Here is a 26,366-nt window from a genome sequence, read left to right as displayed (position 1 = left end):
CCATGCGCCTTGCCAATATTCTCCACCTTGGGGTCAAAGAGTTACGCAGCCTCGTCCGCGACCCGATCATGCTTGTGCTTATCGTCTACGCCTTCACCATTTCGGTCTACACGGCGGCCACGGCCATGCCGGAGACCTTCAACAAGGCCCCGATCGCGATTGTGAATGAGGATCGCTCTCCAGTGTCATGGCGCATCGTCAGCGCCTTTTACCCGCCGTACTTTGTTCCCCCCGACGTGATCGACCAGGCCGAGATGGATGCCCGCATGGATGCCGGCATCGACACCTTTGCCCTCGACATCCCTCCCGACTTCCAGCGCGACCTGCTGGCGGGGCGCAGGCCAACGATCCAACTCAACGTCGATGCCACGCGCATGAGCCAGGCTTTCAACGGCAGCGGCTATATTCATAGCATTGTGAGCGACGAGGTGCGGGCCTTCGCGCAGCGCTACCGCGAGGTTCCGGAGTTACCGGTCGATCTGGCGCTGCGGGCGCGCTTCAATCCCCAGCTCAACAAGTCGTGGTTTGGCGCCATCATGCAGGTCATCAACAACGTGACCATGCTCTCCATCGTCCTCACGGGCGCGGCGCTGATCCGCGAGCGCGAGCATGGCACGGTCGAGCATCTGTTGGTCATGCCGGTCACCCCTTTCGAGATTATGACGAGCAAGGTGTGGGCGATGGGGCTGGTGGTCCTGGCCGCCACCGCCTTCGCGCTTACTGTCGTCGTGCAGGGCTGGCTGTCTGTGCCGATCGAAGGCTCGCTTACGCTATTTCTGGCCGGGGCGGCGCTGCATCTTTTCGCAACCACCTCGATGGGCATCTTCCTCGGCACCGTCGCCCGCTCCATGCCGCAGTTCGCCTTGCTACTCATGCTGGTGCTGCTGCCGTTGCAAATGCTCTCCGGTGGCTCGACACCGCGCGAGAGCATGCCGGAGGCTGTCCAGTACATCATGCTCGCCGCGCCCAATACCCATTTCGTGATGCTGGCCCAGGCGATTCTGTACCGCGGCGCGGGCTTCACGGCGGTCTGGCCGCAGTTCCTCGCCATCGCCGTGATTGGGTCGGCCTTGTTCGGCTTCGCGCTCGCCCGGTTCCGTCGCACCATCAGCACCATGGCTTGAGCATACAAAAAAGACAGGGACAAAAGGTCAGGACGCCCTCGCTGGCCGAACAGGCCCAGAAAATTATTCACTAAATGTCAGGTTCTTAGGAGCCGCGTGGCTGGAATAGCCAACGCAAGAACGAGCCGGCGCGTTCGGCGTTACCTTGACCTGGTAGAACGTGCGCCTGAGCGATAACCACGTCCCGCGTACCCGCGAGTTCAAGGCCCAGAATGAGGTCGACGAATTCGGAGCCCTCAACCTCTCAGTGCGACTTTAGGGTGTGGCTTAGAGTATTACGCTAATACCTGAATGCTTGCTTCTCGAATTCATGCCTCGAAACGAATTGGATGAGTTGGGAAAGTGCGCTTGGATGATGCGCCGTCGCCCAGTTTCTCTTTCTGGTTCAATTGTTTGTGGTGAATTATTTTACAGAAAGGCCCATTTTCTCATGGGCTTTTTTGTCTCTGTTTGGCCGCCGATTACGTTTCGTAAAAGCGAGTAAAACTGGCCATTGGTTTAATGCGTTGTTGTTGTTTTGGGAGTACTACTTGGATCGACCTTTTGGATCGTTTTTGTTGCAGTACACGGTTAAGGGGGCGAACAATTTTTAAGCATGTTCTAATCATGGTGTTTTCATGGGTCTCGCACTCTGTGCGATACCGAAATACGCGCCGTAATATTACTACTCAGCGATAGACTCTTAATGTTCATTGGGGGTCTATGAGCGATACAGGAGTAACACATGAGCGATAAACCAGCGAAACCCACCACAACAGATGGTGGCATCCCAGTAGCCAGTGATGAACACTCCCTCACAATAGGAGCGGACGGGCCGATTGTCCTTCACGATCACTATTTGATTGAGCAAATGGCGAATTTCAATCGCGAGCGTATCGTAGAGCGCCAACCCCATGCGAAGGGCGGCGGTGCGTTTGGCCACTTCGAGGTGACCAAGGATGTAAGTGCATACACTAAAGCTGCAGTATTTCAGCCCGGCACCAAGACGGACACTCTGATTCGATTTTCTACGGTAGCCGGTGAGCGCGGCAGCCCAGATACTTGGCGTGACCCACGAGGCTTTTCGCTGAAGTTTTACACCAGTGAAGGCAACTATGACATGGTGGGTAATAACACGCCGGTTTTCTTCGTGCGGGACCCAATGAAATTCCAGCACTTTATCCGCTCGCAGAAACGTCGCGCCGACAACGGCCTACGCGACCACGATATGCAATGGGATTTCTGGACGCTTTCGCCTGAGTCGGCGCACCAGGTGACTTGGTTGATGGGCGATCGCGGTATACCCAAGACGTGGCGTCACATGAATGGCTATTCCAGTCATACCTATATGTGGATCAACGCCAAGGATGAGAAGTTTTGGGTTAAATACCACTTCAAGACCGATCAGGGTATTGAATGCATGACCCAAGATGAAGCCGACAGCATGGCCGGTAAAGATGGCGACTATCACCGCCGTGATCTGTTTGACTCCATCAAAAACGGCGATTACCCAAGCTGGACTCTGCACATGCAGATCATGCCGTTTGAGGATGCCAAGACCTATCGGTTAAACCCTTTCGATTTGACTAAGGTGTGGCCGCACAGTGACTACCCCTTAATGGAAGTCGGCAAACTGACGTTGAACCGCAACCCGACTGATTTTCACACCGAGGTGGAGCAAGCCGCATTTGAACCTAACAACCTCGTGTCCGGCATCGGTTTGTCCCCCGACAAAATGTTGCTAGCTCGTGGCTTCTCATACGCGGACGCTCACCGTCACCGGCTGGGGGTGAACTACAAGCAGATTCCTGTCAACAAGCCAAAGTGTCCGGTGAACAGCTACAGCAAGGACGGAGTGGGGCGTACCGAAAATGTTTCCGATCCGGTTTATGCGCCGAACTCCTACGGTGGGCCAGAAGCTGATCCGCAACGGGGCCAGGATGGTACGCAGTGGTATGCCGATGGCGACATGGTTCGCCAAGCGTACACGTTGCGCAAAGACGACGATGACTTCGGTCAGGCGGGAGCCTTAGTACGCGAGGTACTTAACGACGAAGAGCGTGATCGCCTTGTAGATAACATTGTTGGTCACCTGTCTGCGGGTGTATCCGAGAGGGTTCTGCAACGCGCGATTGAGTATTGGTGCAATGTTGATAAAACGCTGGGTGATCGTATTGCCAAAGGTCTTAAAGGCTAGTGGCTGCATGAACCGCAGGGTGGTCGACGTTTAGGTTTCTGCGAAGACGTTTTAAACCCCCGCTAGCAGGCCTTTCGTCAGCCTGAGGCAGCCGTCAATGGTTGTCTCAGGTGCTACAAGGCGTTCAGTTACTGATTGGCCCTAATCCAAAGAAATACACAGGTTATCGTTGGCGTTTATGCTCGGCGCCGCATCACTGAAGGTTCGGTCTAGCGCCCAATTGCTAAAGGGCAGATAGAGCTCTTCCTTCTCTCTACATTTCTGTTGGTTTGTTACGGTTTATAGCTAACAGTTCCGACGGCGGGTGTTGATCGCCAAGCCAAATAACACCGGCACTAGCAGTGCCAATCCGAGTATCAAATTGATAGCTCCTTGTGCGCTCCCCGTATGTGTCCAGTAGCCTGCAATTGCCCAAGGTGCAACGGCCCGTGCCAGCGACATGGGAATCAGCATGATGCCGTTAATTCTCCCGTAATGGTGGCGGGACAGTAGCTCGGGAACGGCCATTGCGCGAACGATGGTGAAGATGCCATTGGCGCCACCGTAGAGTAGACACAGCGCAACCAGCGTTAGTGTGCTCGGCGGAGCTTTCAGCAGCACAATGGCAACGGGGAAGGTGATACCGGTGAGCAGGCCCAGTTGTCTTATCGTGATCTTTTTGAAAAGTAGTATCAGTACCCTTGCACCGACTTGGGCAGGACCAATGAGCGCTATGGCCAGGACCACGGATTGGGTGTCATCAGAGCGCGCGACCAGCAGGGGGTAGAGGTGATACGTGAAACCTGAAAACAGGGCCATGTAAGCACAGAATGATGCGCTTAAAAGATAAAATGTTGGCTGCCGCAAGATGGGGGAAAGGGACGGTTGATTTGCGGCGACGGTTTTGGGTGGTGTGACGTTGCGTGCTGTTGTGGCTGGCGGAATGGCCCAGTAATAAAGTGGTGCGGCGATGGCCAGGTTAATGGCGGCAAGAGACAGCAAGGTGCCGCGCCAGCCTAATGCATCCAGCATGGACTGCACCAAGGGTACGAACAGGGTGCTGGAAAAGCCTGCCCAAAGGGTTATCGCGGTAATGGCTGAGCGTGCCTGCTGAATGTTCAATTGACGAACCACCACAGCAAAAGCGGGCTCATACAACAATGTGGCTTGAAGCCCAGCCAGCGTAATGATGGCTGCATAAAAGGCGGGCGCCGTTGCGGCATAGGACCATAATAGCGTGGTTAGTGATGCGGCGAAGGTTGCCCCCACCATAATCTTGCGGCCATGCCCACGATCGACCAGGGTGCCAACCGGATAAGCCATGGCTGCCGCGAGAAGTAAGCCGGCAGTGGCCGCACCGTAAATCGAACTGCGGCTTATTCCTGTGTCGTTAATCATCGCCTCTGCTATCAAGGGGAAGCTGTAATACAGCACGCCCCAAGATACCAGTTGCGAAAGGCCCAAAGCGGCAACAAAGCCATATTTAGCGGGCTGCACATTCATCCCGGGCACGTGGGTGCCGCGCAGGGTTGAACTGGAGTTGGCTCCTCTTCGCTGTCCAGCGCGGAGATCACCGATAAAACCTGCTTATAACCGGTGCGAAGCAAAAAAGTGGGAGCCCGACCGTAGCTTTTTATGCCAACGATATAGAGATTCGATTCAGGGTGAGACAGTTCGGCTGCGCCATGCTCAGGTACGGAGCCACAGCTGTGCATGTTTGGGTCGATCAAAGGCGCTAGCCTGGTGGGGCTTTGTGTGGCCGGATCGATGGTGGTGCGAAGCTCGGATAACACACTGAGGTCAGGACGGAAGCCGGTTGCCGCAATGATGCGGTCAACAGGAGGAAGTGACTTGCCATTACTGTGTACGATAAGGCGGTTCCCGTCTTGGCTAATGGTGTCGACCTCAATGCCGGTATGAACGTGTATTCGGTCTTGCTCGAGTAACGCTTGTATATGCACCTCCAATGCTCTGCGCTCTTGGAGTTCATCATTAGCAGGCGAGCGAACTACGTTAGTGACGGATTCGCTGCGAACAGCCCAATGCACTTGCATGCCGGCGCTTTGTTCTGAAAGTCGAACCAGGTCTTGTAAGGCATTAAAAGCCGAGTGACCGCCGCCAACCACAAGTACCGATTTGTCGGTGTAGTGTGCACGGTCAACGCCAAGGACATCAGGAACGCCGTAGCGAATGGCGTTGGACGCAGCATTTTCTCCTAATGCAGGAATGCCATGGGCGCCAAGCCAGTTGGGCGTTTGGTAGGTGCCTGAGGCGTCGATTACCGCTTGAGCGGTGACGTCGTGCTCTCCATCAGGTCCTGCTATGCGGAGCACAAAAGGGGTGTCGTCCCGTCCTTTTGTGCGTAATACATCATGGTTGCATCGACTCACATGGAGAACCCGGTTGTTAAGGTGCAGGTGCGAGGCGATTTTGGGGTGGTTGGCTAGCGGCAATACATAATGCTCTAGGAGCTCTTTCCCGGTGGGAAACTTCGCTAGCGAGGGTTCCGTCCAGTTACCTTGGTTCAGCAGCTCAACGGCGGCAGGGTCGATGTTGTACGACCAGGGTGAAAACATGCGGACATGTCCCCAGCGAGCAAGATGGGCGCCGGCCTGCGTGCCCGCCTCAAAGATGATGGGTGTGTAGCCGCGATTAAGCAGATGAACGGCGGCGCTGAGGCCAATCGGGCCTGCGCCGATAACGGCGACCGGGAGAGTGGCGAGTGTTTTGTGCATACTGTCATCCTTCTTAATCTGTTGGTACTAACAACAAAATGGTTAAAAAATGCCGCTATGAGCCTAGGCGAGCGCGGGCCGCAGCGGTCAGCTGGCGGATCAAGGCCAGGGCGCCATCGACCACTTCCGGCGGCAGGTTCTTTATCATTGAGGCTTCTTCAGCTACCAAATCCTGGCGGATCGTCTGATACAGTTTTTTGCCCTCAGGCGTCAGCGAAAGTTGCACCGCGCGTTGATCTGACGGATCCGGGGTTTTCAGCACATATGCCTTGCGCAACAGGGAGTCGACGACTCTGCTGGTCGTGCTTTTGTCCAGATACATCTCCGAAGCCAGGGCCTGCAGCCGTAAAGGGCCACGCTTTACTAGGGTTTCGAGCGCATAGCACTGAGCCACGGATACGTCGTGGGAACAAATGTAATCGCGATCGCGGAACTGGTGAACCCGTATCAACTGATTGACGGCTTCATACAGCTGTTCGGCACGATCTGTACTGGAGGACATAGATAATTGTCTAAACGTTTATGTTGTTACTGGCAACTATATTAATGGAATCGGCACAGTGCAACATCACGCGTAAGTAAATATGGATGTGATGCTTGAAAAGTAACCGGATTTGCTTAAAATACCCATCCTTCCTGGGAGTTGGGGCCAGTCTTCGAAAGGGTAGGCCGTGCTTCGATTAGGCTTTCAGGTAGAACTCATTCCGTTTCAGCTAGTTGCGTACGTCGGCCAGAGTAAGGGTCGGGGTTGTTGTGCCCGTTGTGGTGGCATACAATGCGCGCCTATTTACTGAGGCGGTGAGGCTACTCGCCTCGTTTTCGACAACAGATTGGAGGTTCACGACATTAAGCGTGGAGGCAAAGGCCGCGAGCAGCGCGCCAATACAAATCAGCAAATCCAGGCAACCGAAGTTCGGTTGATCGATGTGGATGGTGAGCAGGTCGGTATCGTCAGCCTGCAGGACGCCTTGGAAAAGGCCACTTCTAAACAGCTGGATCTGGTGGAAATCTCCCCTGGTGCAGAACCACCGGTTTGCCGAATTATGGATTACGGCAAACATCTGTTCGAGGCTAAACAAAAGGCCAAAGAGGGGCGCAAAAAGCAGCGTCAGACTCAGGTCAAGGAAATCAAATTCCGTCCCGGCACCGATATCGGTGACTACGATGTGAAACTGCGTAACCTCATTCGTTTCCTTGAGGCCGGCGACAAAGCAAAAATCACCGTCCGCTTTCGCGGTCGTGAGATGGCTCACCAGGAACTGGGCCGGGAACTTCTTGCTCGTATCGAGAAGGACTTGGAAGAATACGGTTCTGTTGAGCAACGTCCGAACATGGAAGGGCGCCAGATGATCATGGTGCTCGGCCCGGGCAAAAAGAAGAAGCAGTCATAACGGACTGTTTAATTAATTCATCAACTTGAGAAGGTACCATGCCTAAAATCAAGACAAACCGTGGGGCTGCCAAGCGTTTCAAAAAAACCGCCTCCGGTTTCAAGCGCAAGCAGGCATTCAAAAACCACATTCTGACCAAAAAGTCTTCCAAGACTATTCGTAAACTGCGTCCGAAGCAGGAAGTCCACGAGAATGATGTGGCTCTTGTTAAACGCATGATGCCCTACGCATAACTTTTACGGATCTGGAGACTAAACAATGGCACGAGTAAAACGTGGTGTGCAGGCGCGCCGTCGGCACAAGAAAATTCTCAAGCAGGCTAAAGGCTACTACGGTGCCCGCAGTCGTGTATTCCGCGTAGCGGTACAAGCCGTTACCAAAGCCGGTCAGTATGCTTACCGCGACCGTAAGGTTCGTAAGCGTCAATTCCGTCGTCTGTGGATTGTGCGTATCAACGCGGCTGCGCGTTTGAACGGTCTGTCTTACAGCCGTCTGATCAATGGACTGAAAAAAGCGTCCATCGACATCGACCGTAAAGTACTGGCGGACATCGCTGTCCGCGATCAGGCAACCTTTAGCGCTTTGGCCGAAAAAGCCAAAGCGAGTCTCACCGCCTGATTTACTGTTCGGTCTTAGACTGAACAGCATACTCAACGGGGGAAGAGTTCGCGCTCTTCCCCCGTTTTTGTTTGAAAAAAGACCAGTTGAAAGTTGAAAGTATAAAGTTGAAACGCGGTTGGGTTTTAATGCCAATCGAGTGGCTTTTCCCCACGCTTTACTGGGGCGCGGCTTTAGCCGTGTCGGGTCGTATCTTTCTGGAATCGCGCTTTGCAACTTTCAATTTTCTTCTGATTTAAAGACTGCGGAGTCTTAAATGGAAAATCTCAATGCCCTGGTCGACGCTGCTCTGGCAGAGGTCGAACAGGCTGGCGACATTCGGGCCTTGGATGATGTGCGGGTAAAGTACCTGGGCAAGAAGGGCGAAATCAGTGCCCTGATGAAAGGCTTGGGTAAGCTGAGCGCTGAGGAGCGCCCGCAGGCGGGTGCGGTGATCAATGAAGGCAAGCAAAAAGTCCAAGACGCCATTGCCGATCGTAAGAGTGCAATGGAGGAAGCGGCGTTAAAACAGCAGCTTGCCAGTGAAACCGTTGATGTCACCCTGCCGGGGCGTGGAGAGTTGCCGGGTGGGTTGCATCCGGTAAATCGTATGCGCCGTCGCATTGAAGATTTCTTCCTGCGTTTGGGCTTTGACATTTCCGAAGGCCCGGAAGTGGAAGACGATTTCCACAATTTTGAAGCGTTGAATATCCCTAGCCATCACCCGGCCCGGGCCATGCATGACACCTTTTACTTTGGTGATGGGCGTTTGTTGCGTACCCATACCTCACCGGTACAGGTGCGGGTGATGGAGCAAGGCAAGCCCCCGTTCCGGATTATCGCCCCGGGTCGAGTGTATCGTTGTGATTCGGATCTGACCCATACCCCCATGTTCCACCAGGTGGAAGGTCTGTTGGTAGACAAGGGCATAACCTTTGCGGACCTGCGTGGCACCGTGGCGGAATTCCTGCGTTACACCTTTGAAGTGGAAGATCTGCCGGTGCGTTTCCGTCCCAGCTATTTTCCGTTTACCGAGCCAAGCGCCGAAGTCGATGTGGGCTGTGTCAGCTGTGGTGGAGAAGGCTGCCGGGTGTGTTCGCACACAGGTTGGATCGAAATCATGGGCTGCGGCATGGTGCACCCAACGGTGCTTGAGGCCGGCGGCGTTGATGCAGAAGAGTACAGCGGTTTTGCGTTTGGTATGGGCATCGAACGTATCGCCATGCTCCGTTATGGCGTAAACGATTTGCGGTTGTTCTTTGAGAACGACACCCGCTTTTTGTCCCAGTTTGGCTAACGCCTCCCGCGAACAAGTTTAAGGAATTTCGACAATGCGTTTTAACGAAGCCTGGTTGCGGGAGTGGGTTAACCCGGCCATTGATACCGAGACCCTGGTACAACAACTGACCATGGCCGGTTTAGAAGTGGATGCCGTGGAGCCCGCTGCACCGGCCTTTACCGGTGTTGTGGTTGGGCAGGTTGAAAGCTGCGAACCGCACCCGGATGCAGACAAGCTGAGTGTTTGCCAGGTCACAAACGGTACCGACACGGTGCAGGTGGTTTGCGGTGCATCCAATGTGCGTGTCGGCCTGAAAATGCCTTTCGCCCAAGTGGGTGCAGTGCTGCCTGGCGACTTCAAGATTAAGAAAGCCAAGCTGCGTGGCCAGGAATCCAATGGCATGCTGTGCGGTGCTTCCGAGCTAGGCCTGGAAGACCTGATTGATGGCTTGATGGAGCTACCGGAAGATGCGCCGGTGGGCACGGATTTCCGTGACTATCTGAGCCTAGACGACACCGTCATCGAGGTAGATCTAACGCCTAACCGGGCGGACTGCCTGAGCCTGCGTGGTATCGCGCGGGAAGTAGGGGTGATGAACCAGACGGCGCTCACCGAAGCTTCCATTAGCAAAGTGGCCCCTGTCATCGACGACAGCCTGACTGTGACGTTGGCGGACAGCGCCGGCTGCCCCCGTTATCTTGGCCGCGTCATTAAAGGAGTGGACGTCAATGCCGCCACTCCACTGTGGATGGTAGAGCGCCTGCGTCGAGCTGGCCTGCGCACCATCGACCCGATTGTGGACGTGACCAACTATGTGTTGGTAGAGCTGGGGCAGCCGCTACATGCATTCGACCTGGCAAAACTGAACGGTGGCATCACCGTCCGTAAGGCCAAGGCTGAGGAAAAGCTCACCACTCTGGACGACCAGGAGCTGACCCTGCGCGATGACACTCTAGTGATCGCCGATGATACCGATGATAGTACTGCTTTGGCGTTGGCCGGTGTGATGGGGGGCAAGCCCTCATCAGTGACCACGGACACGCAAGACATCTTCCTAGAGTGTGCCTTCTTCGCGCCGTTGGCTATTGCTGGCAAGGCTCGCTCTTACGGTTTGCACACGGATTCTTCTCACCGCTTCGAGCGGGGTGTCGACCCACAACTGCAAAACGATGCCATTGAATACGCCACTGCCTTGATCCAGAAAATTGCCGGCGGTCAGGCTGGCCCTGTCACTGAAACGGCGGACGAAGCGCAGCTGCCCAAACAGGCTGAGCTCACCTTGCGTGCCGAACGCATCGAGGGCTTGCTGGGGATGGCCCTTCCCTCTCAACAAGTGGAAGACATTCTCAGCCGCTTGGGCATGGACATCTCAGCCAAGGATGAGGGCGAAGAGTGGCGCGTGCTGGCGCCCAGCTGGCGCTTTGATATGGCCATCGAACAGGACTTGATCGAAGAGCTGGCGCGGATTTACGGCTATGAAAAACTGCCTAGCCGCGTGCCCGCGGGCTCACCTTCCGGTGATACCGTTCCAGAGCATATTGTGGCACTGCGGCGTTTAGCCGACACCCTGATGGACCGGGGCTACCAGGAGGCCATTACCTACACCTTCGTAGAGCCAGGCCTATTGGCTAAAGTGGAACCCCGAGTAGAACCGCTGCCATTGCTCAACCCGATCTCTATGGATCTGGGTGTCATGCGTACCACGCTGTTGGCCGGCTTGTTCAGTACCGCCCGCCACAATTTGAACCGCCAGGCTGATCGCCTGCGTCTGTTCGAGACCGGTCTGCGTTTTGTCCCTACCGATGCGGCAGACGTGGAAGGCGGGCTAGCCCAGACGCCCATGATCGCCGGCCTGCTTTACGGCAGTGCCCAGCCGCAGAACTGGGAAGGCAAACGCCCGGTAGATTTCTTTGACCTGAAAGGGGATGTGGAAGCCTTGCTGGCCTTGTCCGATGCGGATGCCTTCAGTTTCGAGCCCGCCGAGCATCCGGCGTTGCATCCGGGACAGACCGCTGCGCTGAAACGTGACGGCGAGATCGTTGGTTATCTGGGGCGGATTCACCCACGGCTAGCGGCAGATCTGGACCTGCCGGGTCAGCTGTACGCCTTCGAGCTGGCCCAGGCGCCATTGCAGCAAGGTGTCCTGCCGAGCTTCCAGTCGGTGTCTGATCAGCCACGCATGCGCCGTGACCTGGCCTTCGTGGTAGAGGATAGTATCCCCGCAGGTGAGCTAATCGCGGCGGTGCGTTCTACCTGTGACGAGCGTCTCACCGGGGTCAATATTTTCGATATATATCAAGGTGATAGCATCGGTGAAAATCGTAAAAGCCTCGCTTTGGGCTTGACCTTCCAGGACCGTTCGCGCACTCTTAAGGATCAAGAGGTGAATGACTTGGTGGATGCCGTAGTATCCCAGTTAAAACAACAGTTTAACGCCATCTTAAGGGACTGAATTAAGGAAGGGCAGGGGAGCTATTAATGGGAGCGCTGACCAAAGCAGATATGGCCGAGCGTTTGTTCGAAGAATTAGGCTTGAACAAGCGTGAAGCCAAAGAAATGGTGGAAATGTTTTTTGAAGAAATCCGCCATTCGCTGGAAGATAATATTCCGGTGAAGCTCTCAGGCTTTGGCAATTTCGACCTCAGAGACAAGAGTGAACGCCCAGGGCGGAACCCGAAAACCGGTGAAGAGATTCCCATTACCGCTCGCCGGGTTGTTACCTTTCGTCCAGGGCAAAAATTAAAACAACGGGTTGAGGCGTATGCTGGAACCAAGTCATAACGACGAATTGCCGGCGATTCCAGGGAAGCGATATTTCACCATTGGTGAAGTCAGTGACCTATGTGACGTCAAGCCGCATGTATTGCGCTATTGGGAACAGGAGTTTCCACAGCTCAACCCGGTAAAGCGCCGTGGTAACCGCCGCTACTATCAGCGTCAAGACGTGCTGATGATTCGTCAGATCCGCAGCTTACTGTACGATCAGGGCTTTACCATCGGTGGTGCCCGACAACAGCTTTCTGGCGGCGCCAACGCTGAGCAGGTCACACAGTATCATCAACTCATCAAGCAGATGATTGTGGAGATGGAAGAGGTTCTAGACGTACTTAAAGCCTCCTGATCCAGACAGATCTCTTGCAGGTGTTTGCCTGTAAGCAAGAAGCCCCGGCAGCCTCGCTTCCGGGGTTTTTTCATGCCTGCTTCCCCGCAATCCGCTCACCTCGTAGGCGCGGTCGTTCGGCTGCGAATGGGCAGCCGGCTATAGTTTTCGGTGGAACTACCCTTTTCACAGGCCCGGTCTGACAAGCCGGGCTGGAGAGCGGATACGACGTTGCTGTCTCGGCGCCGCATGAGTCCGACTTGTTGCTTGCAACTTGGCGCTTGTGTCTTCATCGCTTAAACCCTGATCAACCAGTACGTTACTGGTTCCATCCCCCAATCAAATCCGCTATTATGCTCGCCGCTTTGGTAGCACTGCCTACCAAGCACATCTCGGGGCGTAGCGCAGCCTGGTAGCGCACTTGCATGGGGTGCAAGGGGTCGGAGGTTCGAATCCTCCCGTCCCGACCAATCGAGATACAAAAAAGCCTGACTGGAAACAGTCGGGCTTTTTTGTGCCTGGGCCGAATGTAGAAAACCAAAACCCCCTACAAGATTAATCTCGTGATTTTGGAAATATGTAAGTCAGGAATCGTCTTACTCCACGACAGATCACAGCGGTCCTCTTCATGGTTTCGCTAACATATCCGGCAATGGCATGTTGTTTCTCAATGGCTGGGTGTCCGCGCCGAACGTGCCTTTATCTAAGTGTGACAGAATCAAACCTTCAGCTATGTCATCTTTTGTTTGTTGCCGCTTTTTCTTTCTTTGATGAAATCTTCCCGTTTAAGAGAAAAGATTGAAGTGTACGAGAGTTAATTCGTTCCCCAAAGCCATCCTTTGACCTCATCCCTGTTGGCCAGCACCACCTGCTGGGCCTCGGGGTCTCGGTGCTGCGGTCCATCCAGTCTTAGGAGCTGCACAATGTAATTGGCCATGGCCGCCCGACACTCAATAGTCAGCGCCCCATCGGTCATGCCGTAATCCAGAGCAATCACCGCCTGCTGAGCCGGAGATAGGCGAGGATCTGGGGTGACCTGCAGAGTGAGCCGCTCTTGCCAGGCATCATCCTGTTCAGCGTGGTGTTCGCCGGGAAGCGTCAGCTCGGGTTCATCTTGAATCCGGCTTAATACGAAATCCCGATAGTCACTATTTTTCTCGCACCAGGCACGAACATGCCAGCGCATACCACTGTGCACCACGGTGTGGGGCTGGATGACTCGATATTCCGGTTCCGGATTACTCAGGGAGGCGTACTGGATTTCCACACGTAGATTGTCTCGGCAAGCTTGAAGAATCGGGCGCAGCACACTAGGGCGTAGGTCACGGGAAGGAGGAAGCAGCACTTCGGTATTGAGTTCGCGTACATCCAGAGTTTCAAAAGCACAGCTCAGATCCTCCCTGGCATGCATCATCTGCAGGTATTCGTCGGCCACGCCCCGAGTGAATACCGGCTTGAAGGTGCTGGCGGGCTTGTAGCCCTTCAGGGAGCGGTCGTAATCCAGGTTGCCAGGCGCATATTCAGCAAGATAGTGGTTAATATCCTTGCTGGCCTGCTGCCGGCCGATGCCAAAAGCTCGCTGCAAGTGGTTCGTCGTCAGTCTTCCCTCCCAGAGCGCGATGACCTCGATCAGTCTGTAGCGCAATAACAGATCCCAGCGCAGCGGCCAGTCTGCTGCGTTTTTACCTGCAGTCCGTGCCATGGATATGCTCCAAAAAGCGATATGTGCCAAAAAGTGACGTGTTAATGTAGCCAGTATCGACATGACAATAATAAGTAAATATCCTTTGGGTGTCATCATGGACGAGACAAAAGCGGCAGGATGCCGCATCTGACTTAGGGAAAAGTGGCAAAGGAGAAAACAATGAAAGTCTATGCACTACTGATGCTGGTCCTGGCGGCCATGGCCATTACCGGCTGTTCCGATCCCACCATCGATGCCTCCAGTGAGGCCAAGATGAAGGAGTCAGTTGCCAAGGTCCGGGAGTCATTGCCAGAGGCGAAACGGTCAGACTTTGACCAGGCGGTTCAGTTGATTGCCTTTAGCCAGGTCGATATGAAAAGCCTGTTTGCCAATGGCGGTGCTGATGCGGGAGATATGGAAGGCAAAATGCGGGATGCCCTGAACGGCAAGACGGCGGAGCAGGTGCTGGCTCAGGCAGAGCAAATTCAGGCCGACCGCAAAGCCCGGGAGAAAGAGCAAGCACTGGCCGAGATTCGCGAACTTGTTGCCAAGCGGGAAAAGGCTGAGCAGGCCAAACAGCAGCTGGATAAGTTCCAGGTGGTACGCTCCCGCTTCACTATGCGAGAAAGGCAATACCTTGGCGAGCAGCCGATTATTGAGCTAACGGTGAAGAACGGTACGGATCGGGCCATCTCCCGTGCTTATTTTTCAGGCACCATTGCCAGTCCTGACCGGAGCGTGCCCTGGCATAAAGACCAATTCAATTACAGCATTCCCGGTGGTCTGGAGCCGGGTGAGGAAGCCTCCTGGACGCTGGCTCCGAACAGTTATTCTGGTTGGGGTAAGGTGGATGCCCCTGCAGATGCTGTGTTCACCGTGATGGTGGAAAAGCTGGATGGGCCTGATGGGGAGGTTCTGTACTCCACGAGAGATTTCAGCGAGCGAGATCGTAACCGGCTGACGGAGCTGAAAAAGCAATATGACGTTGATTAAACAGACCATCATCCAAATTGCAGAGAAATAGTGATGGGTAAAATGTAGAGGGGGAGGCAGTCATAGCTCTTTGTGATAGCCTTCTCAAAAAAGTGAATATACTTCACGCGTCTTGAGAAGCTGCTTTGACATCAAGGTGATATCAGGGCGGAGAGCCAAGAGCATTGGGATTCTGACAATGAGTAAGAATCGCCAAGCATTATGGAGCCTCGCCTCCCGGTGTATAGGGGTGTCGTGCCGGGGCAGGCAGGGGGAAAGGGATTTATGAAGTCTGTCAATTTCGAGTTTCTACGCCCGGCTAATGAAGCCTTGACCGAAGTGGCGGGTTTGGCCGAGGCGGTCCTGCATATTGATCCCGGCAGTGCCCTGACCCGGCTCAGAGGCTTTGCTGAAGAAGTCACCAAGGCCATCTACAAAGAAGAGCTGCTGCCGCGCCTGCCCCAGGCGACCTTCTACGAGTTGCTCAAAGATCCGGTGTTCACAGCTTGCACCAGCAAGCCGCTGGTCTACCAGATCAATGCTTTGCGTATTCAGGGCAATGAGACCGCTCATGGCGCCAAGGGCTCGGTGAGGGATGCCAAGGTGGCGCTGGGTACAGCGCACCAGCTCGCCATGTACATGGCAATCAAGTATTACGGGAAGAAGAAGGCAGATATTCCCGACTTCCAGGAAATCCCGGATCAATCCGCGGCGCTTGGCGAGCTAAAGCAATCGGTTGGTGCTTACAAAGAAGAGCTGGAAGCCCGGCAGGAAGAGGTAAAGGCACTTCTGGAGGAGCTGGACAGGGAGCGGACAAAAAATGTTCAGCATATCGATCCGCCCCAGCCTGTAGAGCTGCAAGAGAAACACCAGAAAAGCCAGGCCGTTGCCGATAGCTTGCAGTGGAACGAGGCCAAAACCCGCAAGCAGCTCATTGATGTCATGCTCACCAAGGCAGGTTGGGATGTGGGTGACTCGGAGCAGGTAGGCCAGGAAGTCGAAGTGGACTTCCCTAATAATCCCTCAGGCAAGGGCTATGCCGACTACGTGCTGTGGGGTGATAACGGCCAGCCCCTGGCCGTCGTGGAAGCCAAGAAATCCGGCAATGTCAGCTTGCAGGCGGGTCGCGAGCAGGCCCGCCTGTATGCCGATGCCTTCGAACGCATGGGCTATCAGCGCCCGGTCATCTTCTACAGCAATGGCTACGAAACCTTCATCTGGGATGATCACCAGTACAATTCGTATCGCCAAGTCTACGGTTTCTATAGCAAAGACAGCCTCAATTACCTGATTTACCAGCGTCACTACCGCGCCGCCGAACTGGAGAAGTTCAACCCGGAACTGCGCATTGCGGACCGCCCTTACCAGATAGAAGCCATCAAGACGGTTGCCGCTCACTTTCAAGGCCAGCGCCGCAAGGCTTTGATCATTCAGGCCACGGGCACCGGGAAAACCCGAGTGGCCATTGCTCTGGGCGAGCTATTGTTACGCACCGGTTGGGCCAAGCGCGTGTTATTCCTTTGTGATCGCAAGGAGCTGCGTATTCAGGCGGACGAAGCCTTCAAGCAGAATCTGCCCAGCGAACCGCGCTGTGTCATCGGTGAAACCAACCAGATCGACCAGAATGCGCGCATCTACATTGCCACCTATCCCGGCATGATGAACCGCTTTGCGCAGCTGGACGTGGGCTTTTTCGACCTGATCATCGCCGATGAATCCCACCGCAGTATCTACAATAAATACCGTGATCTATTTGATTACTTCGACGCCCTGGAAGTGGGTCTTACCGCCACCCCGGTGAAATTTATCAGCCGTAACACCTTCGACATGTTCGGTTGTGAAACTACCGACCCCACCTTCGAATTTGGTCTGGATGCGGCGATCAACAACGAACCACCATATTTGGCGCCGTTCCGCGTCAAGGATCTCACCACCGACTTCCTGCGTGATGGCATCCACTACAATGACCTGAGCGATAAGCAAAAGCAGCGCCTGGAAGAAGACCTTGGCGAGGAGGAAGCTCGCACCACCACCATCGCTGGCAAGGACATTGGCCGTAAGATCTTCAGCGAAGATACCGATCGCATCATCCTGGAAAACCTGATCAATAACGGAATCCAGGACGAAACCGGCTCACTCGTAGGCAAGACCATCATTTTTGCCCAACGCCAGGACCACGCGGAGCACCTGGAGGCGCTGTTCTGCAAGCTCTACCCGCAATATGGCACCAAGGTATGCAAGGTCATCCACAACAAGGTTCCCCATGTGGATAGCCTGATCAAGGAATTCAAGAAAGCCGATAACGACTTCCGCATCGCCATTTCCGTCGACATGCTCGACACCGGCATTGATGTGCCCGAAGTGGTCAACCTGGTTTTCGCCAAGCCGGTTAAGTCTTGGGTCAAGTTCTGGCAGATGATCGGTCGAGGTACCCGTCTTTGCCCGAACCTGTTTGGCCCCGGCAAGGATAAAACCGAATTTCTTATCTTCGATCATTACAGCAACTTCGATTTCTTCGAGCAGGAATATAAAGAGCCGGAAGACACCGGCGGAAAATCCCTGCTACAAACTACCTTCGAGGCCCGTCTGGAGCTGGCCGAAAGCGCACTCAAGAACAGCAACGCTCCAGCCTTCGATGCCGCCATCGCACTGCTTCAGGCCGACATTAACGACCTGCCGGAAACCAGCGTTGCCGTAAAACGTGAGCTGCGCCTGGTGCACCAGCTTCAGCAAACCGATGGCCTGAAGAAATTCGAGGCCACTACCCGGCATAAGCTTGCCGAAACGCTAGCGCCCCTAATGTCAGCCAGAGTGCTGCGAGACAAGCACGCCACCGCGCTCGATAAGCTGATCGCCAGCATCCAGCGCTGCCTGGTGGAGCAGGCTAGTTGTTTTGAAGATGGCCGGGATGAATTCCTGGCCGAACTGGACAAGCTGGCGGTGAATATCCAGGCCGTCCGGCAAAAAGATGCCCTGATCGCCGATGTACGCAGTGCAGACTTCTGGCAGCAGCCCAGCATCGAAAAGCTGGAAAATGCCCGTAGCGGGCTGCGCGGCATCATGAAATACAAGCAATCGGGTGGAACAGGCGGCTACGCCACGCCTTCTACCGGTACGTCTGATGGCGGCGTAGAAGAAGGGGAGCGGAAAGTCACCATCGCCGGTGCCAACGAAGCCATGATCTATCGTCGCCGCCTGAAAGGCATTCTCGATGACATGCTGGCCGCCAACCCGGTATTGCAGAAAATCCGTCAGGGCGAGCCCATTGCTGTGGCGGAACTGGAAACGCTCACCTCCACCATCCTCACCAGCCACCCCGGCGTCAGCCTCGAAGTCCTTAACGACTTCTATGGCCGTACCGCGGACCAACTGGCTGTCACCGTCCGGGAAATCATCGGGTTAGACCCGCAGGCAGTGGAAAACCACTTTAAACAGTTTCTCCACCAGCACCCCAGCCTCACTGCCCAGCAGGTGAGGTTCATGAACCTGCTCAAGAACCACATTGCCCAGCATGGCTCCATCGTCGTGGACAAGCTCTACGAGGCACCGTTCGACAGCATCTCCCACGAGGGGATTGATGGTGTATTCAGCCCACAAGACGTGGATGACCTGATTGCCGTGCTGAAACCCTTTTTGCGTCAGGATGACGCACATTGATTGATTGATTGATTGGAAATAAGGAAGAAGGATGCTCTGGAACACTGAACATAGTGTGGTAATGGTTGTTGCAGCCGTGGTCTTTATCGGCATGGGCTATTTGCTGGCCGCGCTGAAAGCAGCAAAACGGGTTGCCGGGCTGGAAGGCCAGCTTGATCAGGCTAAAGCCGACCTGCAAGAAACCCGGAGGCAGCTGACACAGGCCCAACAAGAAGCCGCAACGCTAAAAGTAACTACTCACCAGCAAGAACTGGAAATGAGCAAGCTGACTTCCGAGCTTGCCACAGAGCAGAGCCGTGTTAAGGAACGCCAAACACGCCTTGAAGAGCTTCAGGCTCAGTCAACATCAGAGCTTCAGCAGTCGCGGGACGAATTGCGAACCATTCGTGATGAAAAACACCATGCAGAGAAAAGCCTGGAAGCGGCCCAGTCCGATATCCGTGCCAGCGAGAAACGCCTGGAGGACGCCAGTGCGCGCATTCAGGAACTGAAAGACCTGGCCGCTGAAAATACACAGGCCCATAAGGCCTTGAATGAACGCTATCTCAGCCTGAATACCGAACACACCCAACTGAAGACCAACCTGGAGCGGAAGGAAGAGCACTACAAGGAGCAGTTAGAGCAACTTGGCGAGGCCCGGCAGTCCCTCACCAAGGAATTCGAGAACCTTGCCCACAAGATCTTCGAGGAAAAGGGGAAGACCTTCACCGATACCAGCAAGGCCAGCATCGACGTTATGCTCAAGCCTTTTCGTGAACAGGTCGAAGGCTTTCAGAAGCGCGTCAACGAAGTGCATGAATCCTCCGTGCGAGGTCAGACCGAAATGCACAGCAAGATCCGAGAGGTGCTGGATATCGGGCTGAAGATGAGCGCCGAAGCCAATAACCTCACCTCGGCGCTGAAGGGTGACTCCCAGCAGCGGGGGGCGTGGGGTGAAGTGCAGTTACAGCGAACTCTGGAAATGAGTGGCCTCATTGAAGGTGATCACTACGACGCCCAAAGCGAATTCAAAGACGCTGAGGGGAAACGCAAGCGCCCGGACTACCTGATCAAGCTGCCTGACAACAAACACATTATTATCGACAGCAAGGTCTCTTTAGTGGCCTACGACAAGGCGGTGGGTGCGGAAACACAAGAAGAGCACCACTTGGCCATGGACGAACACGTTAAGGCCGTTAAGCGCCATATTGATGACTTGGATGGAAAGGACTACACCAACCTTATCGGCATGCGCAGCCCCAGTTTCGTTCTTATGTTTATGCCCATCGAGCCAGCCTATATCGAAGCGATGAAATACGATAAAGGGCTGTTCGAATACGGCTACAAAAAGAACATCGTTCTGGTTTCACATACCACGCTAATCCCGATCCTGCGCACCGTGTCCAATCTGTGGATGATCGAGCGTAGTAATGCCGAAGCCCGCGAAATCTCCGAAAAGGCAGGTGAGATCTTCAATCAGGTTTGCACCGTGGCAGAGCGGCTCAACAAGCTGGGCGGCACCCTGAAAACCGTTAGCAGCCACTACAACAGCACGGTAACCGCGCTGGCGGGGCAGCAAGGCCTGTATGGGAAAGTGGAGCGTTTCGGCCAGCTTTCCACCAAGGTCAGCAAGTCATTGCCCAGTCTGGAGCCCTCTCATACCGATTTTGAATCCGAGCGCCTCGCCTTGATCGTCGAGCCACTGGAAGAACCAGACGAGAGGGATGAAGAAAGACCAGAACAGGGCGAAGCATTAGGCCAGATTAGTGACCAATCACTCTCAGGTGCTGACGAATCAGCAGATGAAACACCGAATCAAGAGATCAACTAAATGCTCACAGGCCAGCTAAAAAACGACATCGACAAACTATGGGAAAAGTTCTGGACCGGGGGTATCACCAACCCCCTCACGGTCATCGAACAGATCAGCTACCTCATGTTCGCCCGCATGCTCGACATGCAGGAAGAAGTGGCAGAGCGTAAGGCCGCCCGCAGCAAGAAGGAGTTCGACCGCCTGTTCCCGAACACCCCGGAAGGTCAGCTACTGCGCTGGAAGAACTTCAAGAACCTCAGCGGCAAGGAGCTGCACAAGCACCTCAAAAATGCGGTCTACCCCTATTTCGCCAGCCTCGGGCAACATGCAGAAGAAGAGGGCCTGGGCAGCGAAGGCAGCGCCACCCAGGCGCTGGGCCACATCGGCGAATACATGCAAGACGCCGATCTGGAGATCAAGAACGAATCCGTACTGGTCTCCGCCGTGGAAATGGTCGATAACCTGCCGCTCACCCAGAGCGACGTGAAAGGCGACATCTACGAATACCTGCTCAGCAAGCTCACCACCGCCGGCATCAACGGCCAGTTCCGCACCCCGCGCCACATCATCGACGCCATGGTAGAACTGATCGACCCACAGCCCACTGATGTCATCTGCGACCCGGCCTGTGGCACCGCCGGCTTCCTGGCCCGTGCCATGGAATACCTCAACCGGGTGCATTCCAGCGAGGCCGGCACCTTCGAAGACGAAGACGGCAACAAACATTACACCGGCGACCTACTGGAACCCTACCGGGAGCACATCAACAAACAGATGTTCTGGGGCTTCGACTTCGACACCACCATGCTGCGCGTCTCCAGCATGAACATGATGCTCCACGGCGTAAACGGCGCCAACATCCTCTACCAGGACAGCCTCAACAAGTCCGTAAAGGAAAACTACCCGGAACAGGAAGAAGACTTCTTCGACATCATCCTCGCCAACCCGCCGTTCAAGGGCAGCCTGGATGAAACTAACACCAACCCGGATGTGCTCGGCCTGGTCAAAACCAAGAAGACCGAACTGCTGTTTGTCGCCCACATCCTCCGAGCCCTCAAACTCGGTGGCCGTGCCGCCGTTATCGTCCCCGATGGCGTCTTGTTCGGCTCCTCCAAGGCCCACCAGCAACTGCGCACAGAGCTCATCGAAAACAACCAGCTCGAAGGCATCGTCAGCCTCCCCAGTGGCGTATTCAAACCCTACGCCGGTGTCAGCACCGCTATCCTGCTGTTCACCAAAGGTGGCAGCACCGAGCGCGTCTGGTTCTATGACCTGCAAGCCGACGGCTACAGCCTGGACGACAAGCGCACCCCGCTGAAAGGCGAAGGCGGCGATGATCTGCCAGATGCCATTGCCAAATGGAAGCAGTACAGAGAATTGGTCGAAGCCAACGCCAGCGAGAAAAAAATAGAAAAGGCATTCGGCGACAAAACCCAGAAAGCCTTCGTCGTCAACGCAGCCGACATCGCCAGCAACAAGTACGACCTCTCCATCAACCGCTACAAGGAAGTGGTGTACGAAGAGGAAGAATACGAAGACCCGAAAGTGATCCTCAAGCAGCTAATGGCGCTGGAAGAAGAGATTATAGGGGATTTGAAAGATCTGGAGGAGATGCTGTGAGTTGGCCTCTCGTACCTGCCTCAGAAATAATGGTGAAACGCGGCGGTTCTTTAAACCCGGCGAAATTTCCTGACGAAACGTTTGAGCTGCTTAGCATCCCTGCCTTTGACAAGAATAAACCTGAAATCTTGAAGGGGGCAGAGATTGGTTCCTCAAAAAACTGTATTGAGCCTAGGGATGTTCTGCTTTCGAAAATCGTTCCCCATATCAGGCGCTGCTGGGTAGTGCCGGAGAAGGGCGGCTATAGGCAGATTGGTTCGGGGGAGTGGATTATTTTCCGTGATGAAAGATTTTATCCGGGGTTTCTGAAGCATTATTTCACCTCCGAGTTATTCCATAGGCAGTTTATGAATACTGTGGCAGGGGTGGGTGGATCTTTGGTTCGGGCTCGCCCAGCTGGTGTTGAACGTATCGAAATTCCGCTTCCTCCCTTGGAGGAACAAAAACGCATCGCCACCATCCTCGACAAAGCCGACGCCATCCGCCGCAAACGCCAGCAAGCCATCCAGCTCGCCGAAGAATTCCTCCGCGCTGTGTTTCTGGATATGTTTGGTGATCCAGTGACTAACCCGAAGGGGTGGAAAGTTAAAAAAATTGATGATCTTTGTGAGGTTCAAGGTGGGCTTCAAGTAAGTAAAAAACGATCAGAACTTTCAATTTCAGCTCCTTATTTGCGCGTAGCAAATGTGCTTAGAAATCGTCTCTACCTGGGCGAGATTAAAGAGATAAACCTTACTCAAGCTGAATATGATCGAGTTAGGTTAAAGCGCGATGATGTTTTGATAGTTGAGGGGCATGGAAATCCAAATGAAATCGGTAGAAGTGCTCTCTGGACTGGAGAAATTGATGGCATGGTTCACCAGAATCACTTGATTCGTGTTCGAGTTAAGTCTAAGGAAATCCGTCCTCGATTTGTAAATGACTATATCAACTCGCCAGGAGGGCGGGTTCAAATGATGAAGGCTAGTAACACTACCTCGGGATTGAATACGATAAGTACAGGTATTGTTAAGTCGACCGAAATTATTGTGCCCCCTATTTATCTTCAAGATAAATACATGTCTGTGGTGAGTAAGTTTGAAGATGTTCTTGTTAAAAGCAGAATGCATGAAGGCGGAATTGATTCAAGCCTTTTTTCGTTAATCAAAAAGGCTTTTAAGGGAAATCTTTAGGTGGGAGGTAGGTTGTGAGTAAAAGCACATTCAAGGTGGATACACGTTTAGCCTATTTGCTAAGTGAGAATTACCGATCACCGGAAAAAGCCTTGAAGGAGCTGGTAGATAATGCTTGGGATGCTGAAGCGCTAAGGGTGAGCATTACGTTGCCAGAGCCAATGAGTGGTGATGCCATCATTGTGGAGGATGACGGTGCGGGTATGACCTTGAATGAGTTGCAGAATGAATACCTGAATGTGGCCAGAAACCGCCGTCAGCGGAGTGGCGATTTTACGCCAAATTTACGGCGAAAGGTAAAAGGCCGCAAGGGGATTGGTAAGTTTTCGGGGTTGATGTTTGCTGCATCGATGACCTTGGAGACACGGGCAAGAGGGACGCAATCCACATTCTGTCTCGATCGGGATCTTTTGGAGAGCTCTGAGGGATTGCCTGAAATGCCCTTAGAGATAGTGAATTCAGATGTTTCCCCGGATGTCCATGGTACCCGTATTAATCTAGCTGAGTTGAACCAGAGCCAAAAGTTCCCAAATGAAAATAAGCTAAAGCAAGTGCTTATTGCAGATTATGGCCGAGAAGAAGGCTTTGAAATTGTAATTAACGGAAAGCCTTTAGGGGTAGACGACCTACAGGGCGAATATAAAGAAGAATCAATTCAATTAAGTTCAGGTGAAGCGAAATTGCGCTCCACAGTTAGTGACCAGAAGCGTAAATTGCGAAAACCGGGAATTACAGTCCGCATCGACGGGAAGGTCGTTGGTGATCCTTCTTTTTTTGGTCTGGATAAAGATGACGATATTCCTCGTAAGCTGCTGGATAAGTGCTACGGCGAGATTGAAATTACTGGTTGCTCAGATGATGTGACTGCAGACTGGGGTGCAATTATTGAAGGTAGTAAGACCGAGCAAGATTTGATTTCTTCTATTCAGCCTGTCCTGCGAGAACAACTAAAATCTGTTTACGGTCAGGAAATGCATTTAGCTCAGGCAAGATTGAGGAAAAGAGCCAAGGATCGTATATCGAGGCTTCCTGAAAATCGGAGAGCTTTTGCTGATGAAGCAATAAAGAAGATTCTTGACCGGTTTTATCAAGAGCCAGAGGACAAGCTGGAACCAGTAGTTAATGTGCTGCTGAATGCGATCGAGCTTAATGATTACAGGGTTGTGCTAGAGCATATTAATGATGCAAAGCGGTCTGAAGTAAGTCGTTTCTCAGAGGCTCTGGAAGAGTTTGGAATCATAGAGCTGGCGATGGTGGCAGAACAGGCACGGAGCCGGCTTCGTTTCCTGGACTACCTTGAAGGTATGTGCGGAAGGAAGGAAACCTTGGAGGTTCATGTTCATAAAGCGATTGAAAAAAATCTTTGGATCTTTGGTGCGGAGTACAGCCTGTTTAGCTCAAATGAAACGTTAAGACGCCAAGTTGAAGTTTACTTGAATAGTAAGTATGTGGGCGATAGGGAAGATAAGCGGCCTGATTTATTTCTCACCGAGAATATAAATGGTGAGCGTCTGCTAATCGAATTTAAGCGGCCGAATCATTCTTTAAGGTTTAAAGATTATCAGCAAGCGACAGCTTACAGAAACGACTTCCATCAAAATGGCATTGATAAGCAGATCAATGTGATTTTGATCGGAGGGAAGCTTGGCAATGATTTGTCTATCCAGGAGCGGCGGGAGCCGAATGTTAAAATAATGGCATTTGCTGATTTAATCTCCTCGGCTAGACGTCAGTGCCAATGGTTATTGGAGGCGAAATGAATGGGGGAATGCTGACGGGGCTTGCGGTGTATGGATTTTGAGGTGTTCGTGTAGATTCCCCGCTTGTTGGTTTGTAGTTGCTGCCTGGTGTAAATTGTACTTATTTGTTTTTTGTTGATTAATTTATGCCTTCTAAATCAATGGTATATGTTTTTGGTGTGTAGTTATGATTGACCCGGGTGTGAATTTTCCTTTGAGGCTGGTGAGTCCTGATTTTGACTCGCCGCTAACAGATACATTGATGGAGCTGAACCACCTTCGCAGGCTGAAACTGGGGGGGACAACGGCCCCATGGATGTTTTTTCAGCTCAAGAATATCTTTCATATTCTGGAGAGTATTGGCTCGGCTCGTATCGAGGGAAACCGGACCACCATCTCGGAATGTTTTGAGCAAAAAATTGAACATGGGGGGCGCTCCAACGAAAGGTTCTCGGAGATCGCCAATGTTGAAAGGGCGATGGAGTTTATTGAAGAGCAAATTGATGAAGGTACTGAGATAACCCATGTCTTTATTCGTGAGCTGCATAACCTTGTCGTTGATGAGTTGAGCGATGAAGGGGATAGAACACCAGGAGCTTACCGAACGTGGAACGTCCAGATCCAGAATGCGGCGCATATTCCACCCGAGGCGCATTCTGTCCAGCCTTACATGGATGAGTTGATTACGTTTATCAACCGGGATGATCCATCGAAGTACGACCTGCTAAAGACCGCGTTAGCTCATCATCGCTTTACCTAGATTCACCCCTTTGGCAACGGTAATGGCAGGGTGGTTAGATTGCTGACGTATTCGTTGCTGATCAAATACGGCTTTAACGTCAAGAGTGGGAAAATTCTTAATCCAACAGCAGTGTTTTGTAATGACCGGGACGTGTACTACGAGCGCCTTGCTGAGGCAGATATTGGCACGGATACGGCGTTGCTCAACTGGTGTGACTATGTATTAAGCGGCGTGCTCGGTGAGGTAACCAAACTGAACAAGCTGCTGAATTTCGATTTTTTACTGGAAAGAATCTTGCTGCCGACTTTGCTAAAAAGCGAAGAGCGGCGATATATTACCAGGGCGGAATCAAGAATTCTGCAGGCTGGAGTACGCAAGCAGAGCTTCAAGGCAGGGGATATTAATAAGTCTTTCGATGGCCTGGATGCCCGGCAAAGAACACATAAAATCGCCAAGATGAAAGATGCGGGGCTGATAAAACCTTTAAAGCCGGGTGGTCGCACTTACCATGTCAGCTTTATGAATAACTTCTTGATGAGAAGCCTGATTCAGGTGCTGGAAAGCGAAGATTTCATTCCACCTATTGATCGCTAGAGGATAAGGCCGT

The 26,366-nt window shown here is 53.4% G+C and carries 21 protein-coding genes and 1 tRNA gene; 18 read left to right on the top strand and 4 right to left on the bottom strand.

All coding sequences use genetic code 11. The features are described 5' to 3' along the window. Positions 1 to 2: 2 nt before the first annotated feature. Positions 3 to 1,124 carry an ABC transporter permease gene (locus tag ABO_RS09510; RefSeq protein WP_011589126.1) on the top strand — a complete coding sequence of 374 codons (1,122 nt, stop codon included), beginning with the start codon at positions 3 to 5 and terminating at the stop codon, positions 1,122 to 1,124. A gap of 724 nt (positions 1,125 to 1,848) precedes the next feature. Then, a complete protein-coding gene (locus ABO_RS09505) occupies positions 1,849 to 3,300 on the top strand; it encodes a catalase (RefSeq protein ID WP_011589124.1) in 1,452 nt (483 codons plus the stop codon). 285 nt (positions 3,301 to 3,585) lie between these two features. On the opposite strand, the gene ABO_RS09500 is transcribed toward ABO_RS09505, so the two are convergent. The 3 genes from ABO_RS09500 to ABO_RS09490 are packed head-to-tail and all read right to left on the bottom strand — an operon-like array spanning position 3,586 to position 6,516. After that, positions 3,586 to 4,782, bottom strand: a complete 1,197-nt coding sequence (locus ABO_RS09500; RefSeq protein WP_011589123.1) for an MFS transporter — start codon at positions 4,780 to 4,782, stop codon at positions 3,586 to 3,588. After that, positions 4,779 to 6,014 (bottom strand): FAD-dependent oxidoreductase, encoded by a 1,236-nt coding sequence (locus ABO_RS09495; protein WP_011589122.1) that lies wholly within the window; start codon positions 6,012 to 6,014, stop codon positions 4,779 to 4,781. Before ABO_RS09495 ends, ABO_RS09500 begins: the two co-directional genes overlap by 4 nt. Before the next feature lie 55 nt (positions 6,015 to 6,069). After that, positions 6,070 to 6,516: a MarR family winged helix-turn-helix transcriptional regulator gene (locus tag ABO_RS09490; RefSeq protein WP_011589121.1), complete on the bottom strand. Its 447-nt coding sequence runs from the start codon at positions 6,514 to 6,516 to the stop codon at positions 6,070 to 6,072. 343 nt (positions 6,517 to 6,859) lie between these two features. Between ABO_RS09490 and infC the strand changes: the two genes are divergently transcribed. The 8 genes from infC (at position 6,860) to ABO_RS09450 (ending at position 12,851) form a co-directional block, all read left to right on the top strand. Continuing rightward, the gene (gene infC, locus ABO_RS09485) at positions 6,860 to 7,405 is read left to right on the top strand and encodes a translation initiation factor IF-3 (protein ID WP_035461397.1); all 546 of its coding nucleotides are present in this window, start codon (positions 6,860 to 6,862) and stop codon (positions 7,403 to 7,405) included. A 38-nt stretch (positions 7,406 to 7,443) separates the two neighbouring features. Next, the gene (rpmI, locus tag ABO_RS09480) at positions 7,444 to 7,638 is read left to right on the top strand and encodes a 50S ribosomal protein L35 (protein WP_007149690.1); all 195 of its coding nucleotides are present in this window, start codon (positions 7,444 to 7,446) and stop codon (positions 7,636 to 7,638) included. Between the two features lie 25 nt (positions 7,639 to 7,663). Continuing rightward, on the top strand, positions 7,664 to 8,023 hold the full coding sequence (rplT, locus tag ABO_RS09475) for a 50S ribosomal protein L20 (RefSeq protein WP_007151143.1): 360 nt from the start codon (positions 7,664 to 7,666) through the stop codon (positions 8,021 to 8,023). A 256-nt stretch (positions 8,024 to 8,279) separates the two neighbouring features. Then, on the top strand, positions 8,280 to 9,299 hold the full coding sequence (pheS, locus tag ABO_RS09470; RefSeq protein WP_011589119.1) for a phenylalanine--tRNA ligase subunit alpha: 1,020 nt from the start codon (positions 8,280 to 8,282) through the stop codon (positions 9,297 to 9,299). A 34-nt stretch (positions 9,300 to 9,333) separates the two neighbouring features. After that, positions 9,334 to 11,733, top strand: coding sequence for a phenylalanine--tRNA ligase subunit beta (gene pheT / locus ABO_RS09465; protein ID WP_011589118.1), 2,400 nt, complete (start codon positions 9,334 to 9,336; stop codon positions 11,731 to 11,733). Between the two features lie 26 nt (positions 11,734 to 11,759). Beyond that, entirely contained in the window at positions 11,760 to 12,062 is a 303-nt protein-coding gene (gene ihfA, locus ABO_RS09460) for an integration host factor subunit alpha (RefSeq protein ID WP_011589117.1), read from the top strand. Next, positions 12,043 to 12,402, top strand: coding sequence for a MerR family transcriptional regulator (locus tag ABO_RS09455; RefSeq protein WP_011589116.1), 360 nt, complete (start codon positions 12,043 to 12,045; stop codon positions 12,400 to 12,402). Before ihfA ends, ABO_RS09455 begins: the two co-directional genes overlap by 20 nt. Before the next feature lie 372 nt (positions 12,403 to 12,774). Further along, positions 12,775 to 12,851 (top strand) — tRNA-Pro (locus ABO_RS09450). A gap of 344 nt (positions 12,852 to 13,195) precedes the next feature. Here ABO_RS09450 and ABO_RS09445 read toward each other — a convergent pair. Further along, positions 13,196 to 14,083: a helix-turn-helix transcriptional regulator gene (locus ABO_RS09445; RefSeq protein WP_011589115.1), complete on the bottom strand. Its 888-nt coding sequence runs from the start codon at positions 14,081 to 14,083 to the stop codon at positions 13,196 to 13,198. Between the two features lie 162 nt (positions 14,084 to 14,245). On the opposite strand from ABO_RS09445, the gene ABO_RS09440 reads away from it, so the two are divergent. From ABO_RS09440 to ABO_RS14565, 8 genes are all read left to right on the top strand, one after another. Beyond that, the gene (locus ABO_RS09440) at positions 14,246 to 15,058 is read left to right on the top strand and encodes a DUF6694 family lipoprotein (protein ID WP_011589114.1); all 813 of its coding nucleotides are present in this window, start codon (positions 14,246 to 14,248) and stop codon (positions 15,056 to 15,058) included. 264 nt (positions 15,059 to 15,322) lie between these two features. Continuing rightward, positions 15,323 to 18,694, top strand: a complete 3,372-nt coding sequence (locus tag ABO_RS09435; RefSeq protein WP_011589113.1) for a DEAD/DEAH box helicase family protein — start codon at positions 15,323 to 15,325, stop codon at positions 18,692 to 18,694. 31 nt (positions 18,695 to 18,725) lie between these two features. Continuing rightward, entirely contained in the window at positions 18,726 to 20,504 is a 1,779-nt protein-coding gene (gene rmuC / locus ABO_RS09430) for a DNA recombination protein RmuC (RefSeq protein WP_011589112.1), read from the top strand. Then, positions 20,505 to 22,106 (top strand): type I restriction-modification system subunit M, encoded by a 1,602-nt coding sequence (locus ABO_RS09425; RefSeq protein WP_011589111.1) that lies wholly within the window; start codon positions 20,505 to 20,507, stop codon positions 22,104 to 22,106. It begins immediately after the preceding gene. Next, entirely contained in the window at positions 22,103 to 23,278 is a 1,176-nt protein-coding gene (locus ABO_RS09420; RefSeq protein WP_011589110.1) for a restriction endonuclease subunit S, read from the top strand. The genes ABO_RS09425 and ABO_RS09420 overlap by 4 nt, the downstream gene beginning before the upstream one ends. 14 nt (positions 23,279 to 23,292) lie before the next feature. After that, on the top strand, positions 23,293 to 25,038 hold the full coding sequence (locus ABO_RS09415; protein WP_011589109.1) for an ATP-binding protein: 1,746 nt from the start codon (positions 23,293 to 23,295) through the stop codon (positions 25,036 to 25,038). A gap of 166 nt (positions 25,039 to 25,204) precedes the next feature. Further along, entirely contained in the window at positions 25,205 to 25,777 is a 573-nt protein-coding gene (locus tag ABO_RS14570) for a Fic family protein (RefSeq protein ID WP_011589108.1), read from the top strand. Between the two features lie 39 nt (positions 25,778 to 25,816). After that, the gene (locus ABO_RS14565; RefSeq protein ID WP_232501267.1) at positions 25,817 to 26,353 is read left to right on the top strand and encodes a hypothetical protein; all 537 of its coding nucleotides are present in this window, start codon (positions 25,817 to 25,819) and stop codon (positions 26,351 to 26,353) included. Positions 26,354 to 26,366 lie beyond the last annotated feature (13 nt).

The organism is Alcanivorax borkumensis SK2, assembly GCF_000009365.1.
GTDB classification, from domain to species: Bacteria; Pseudomonadota; Gammaproteobacteria; order Pseudomonadales; family Alcanivoracaceae; genus Alcanivorax; species Alcanivorax borkumensis.
Note: the sequence above shows the minus strand (reverse complement) of the source record. Positions and strands in the feature narration are given on the sequence as shown.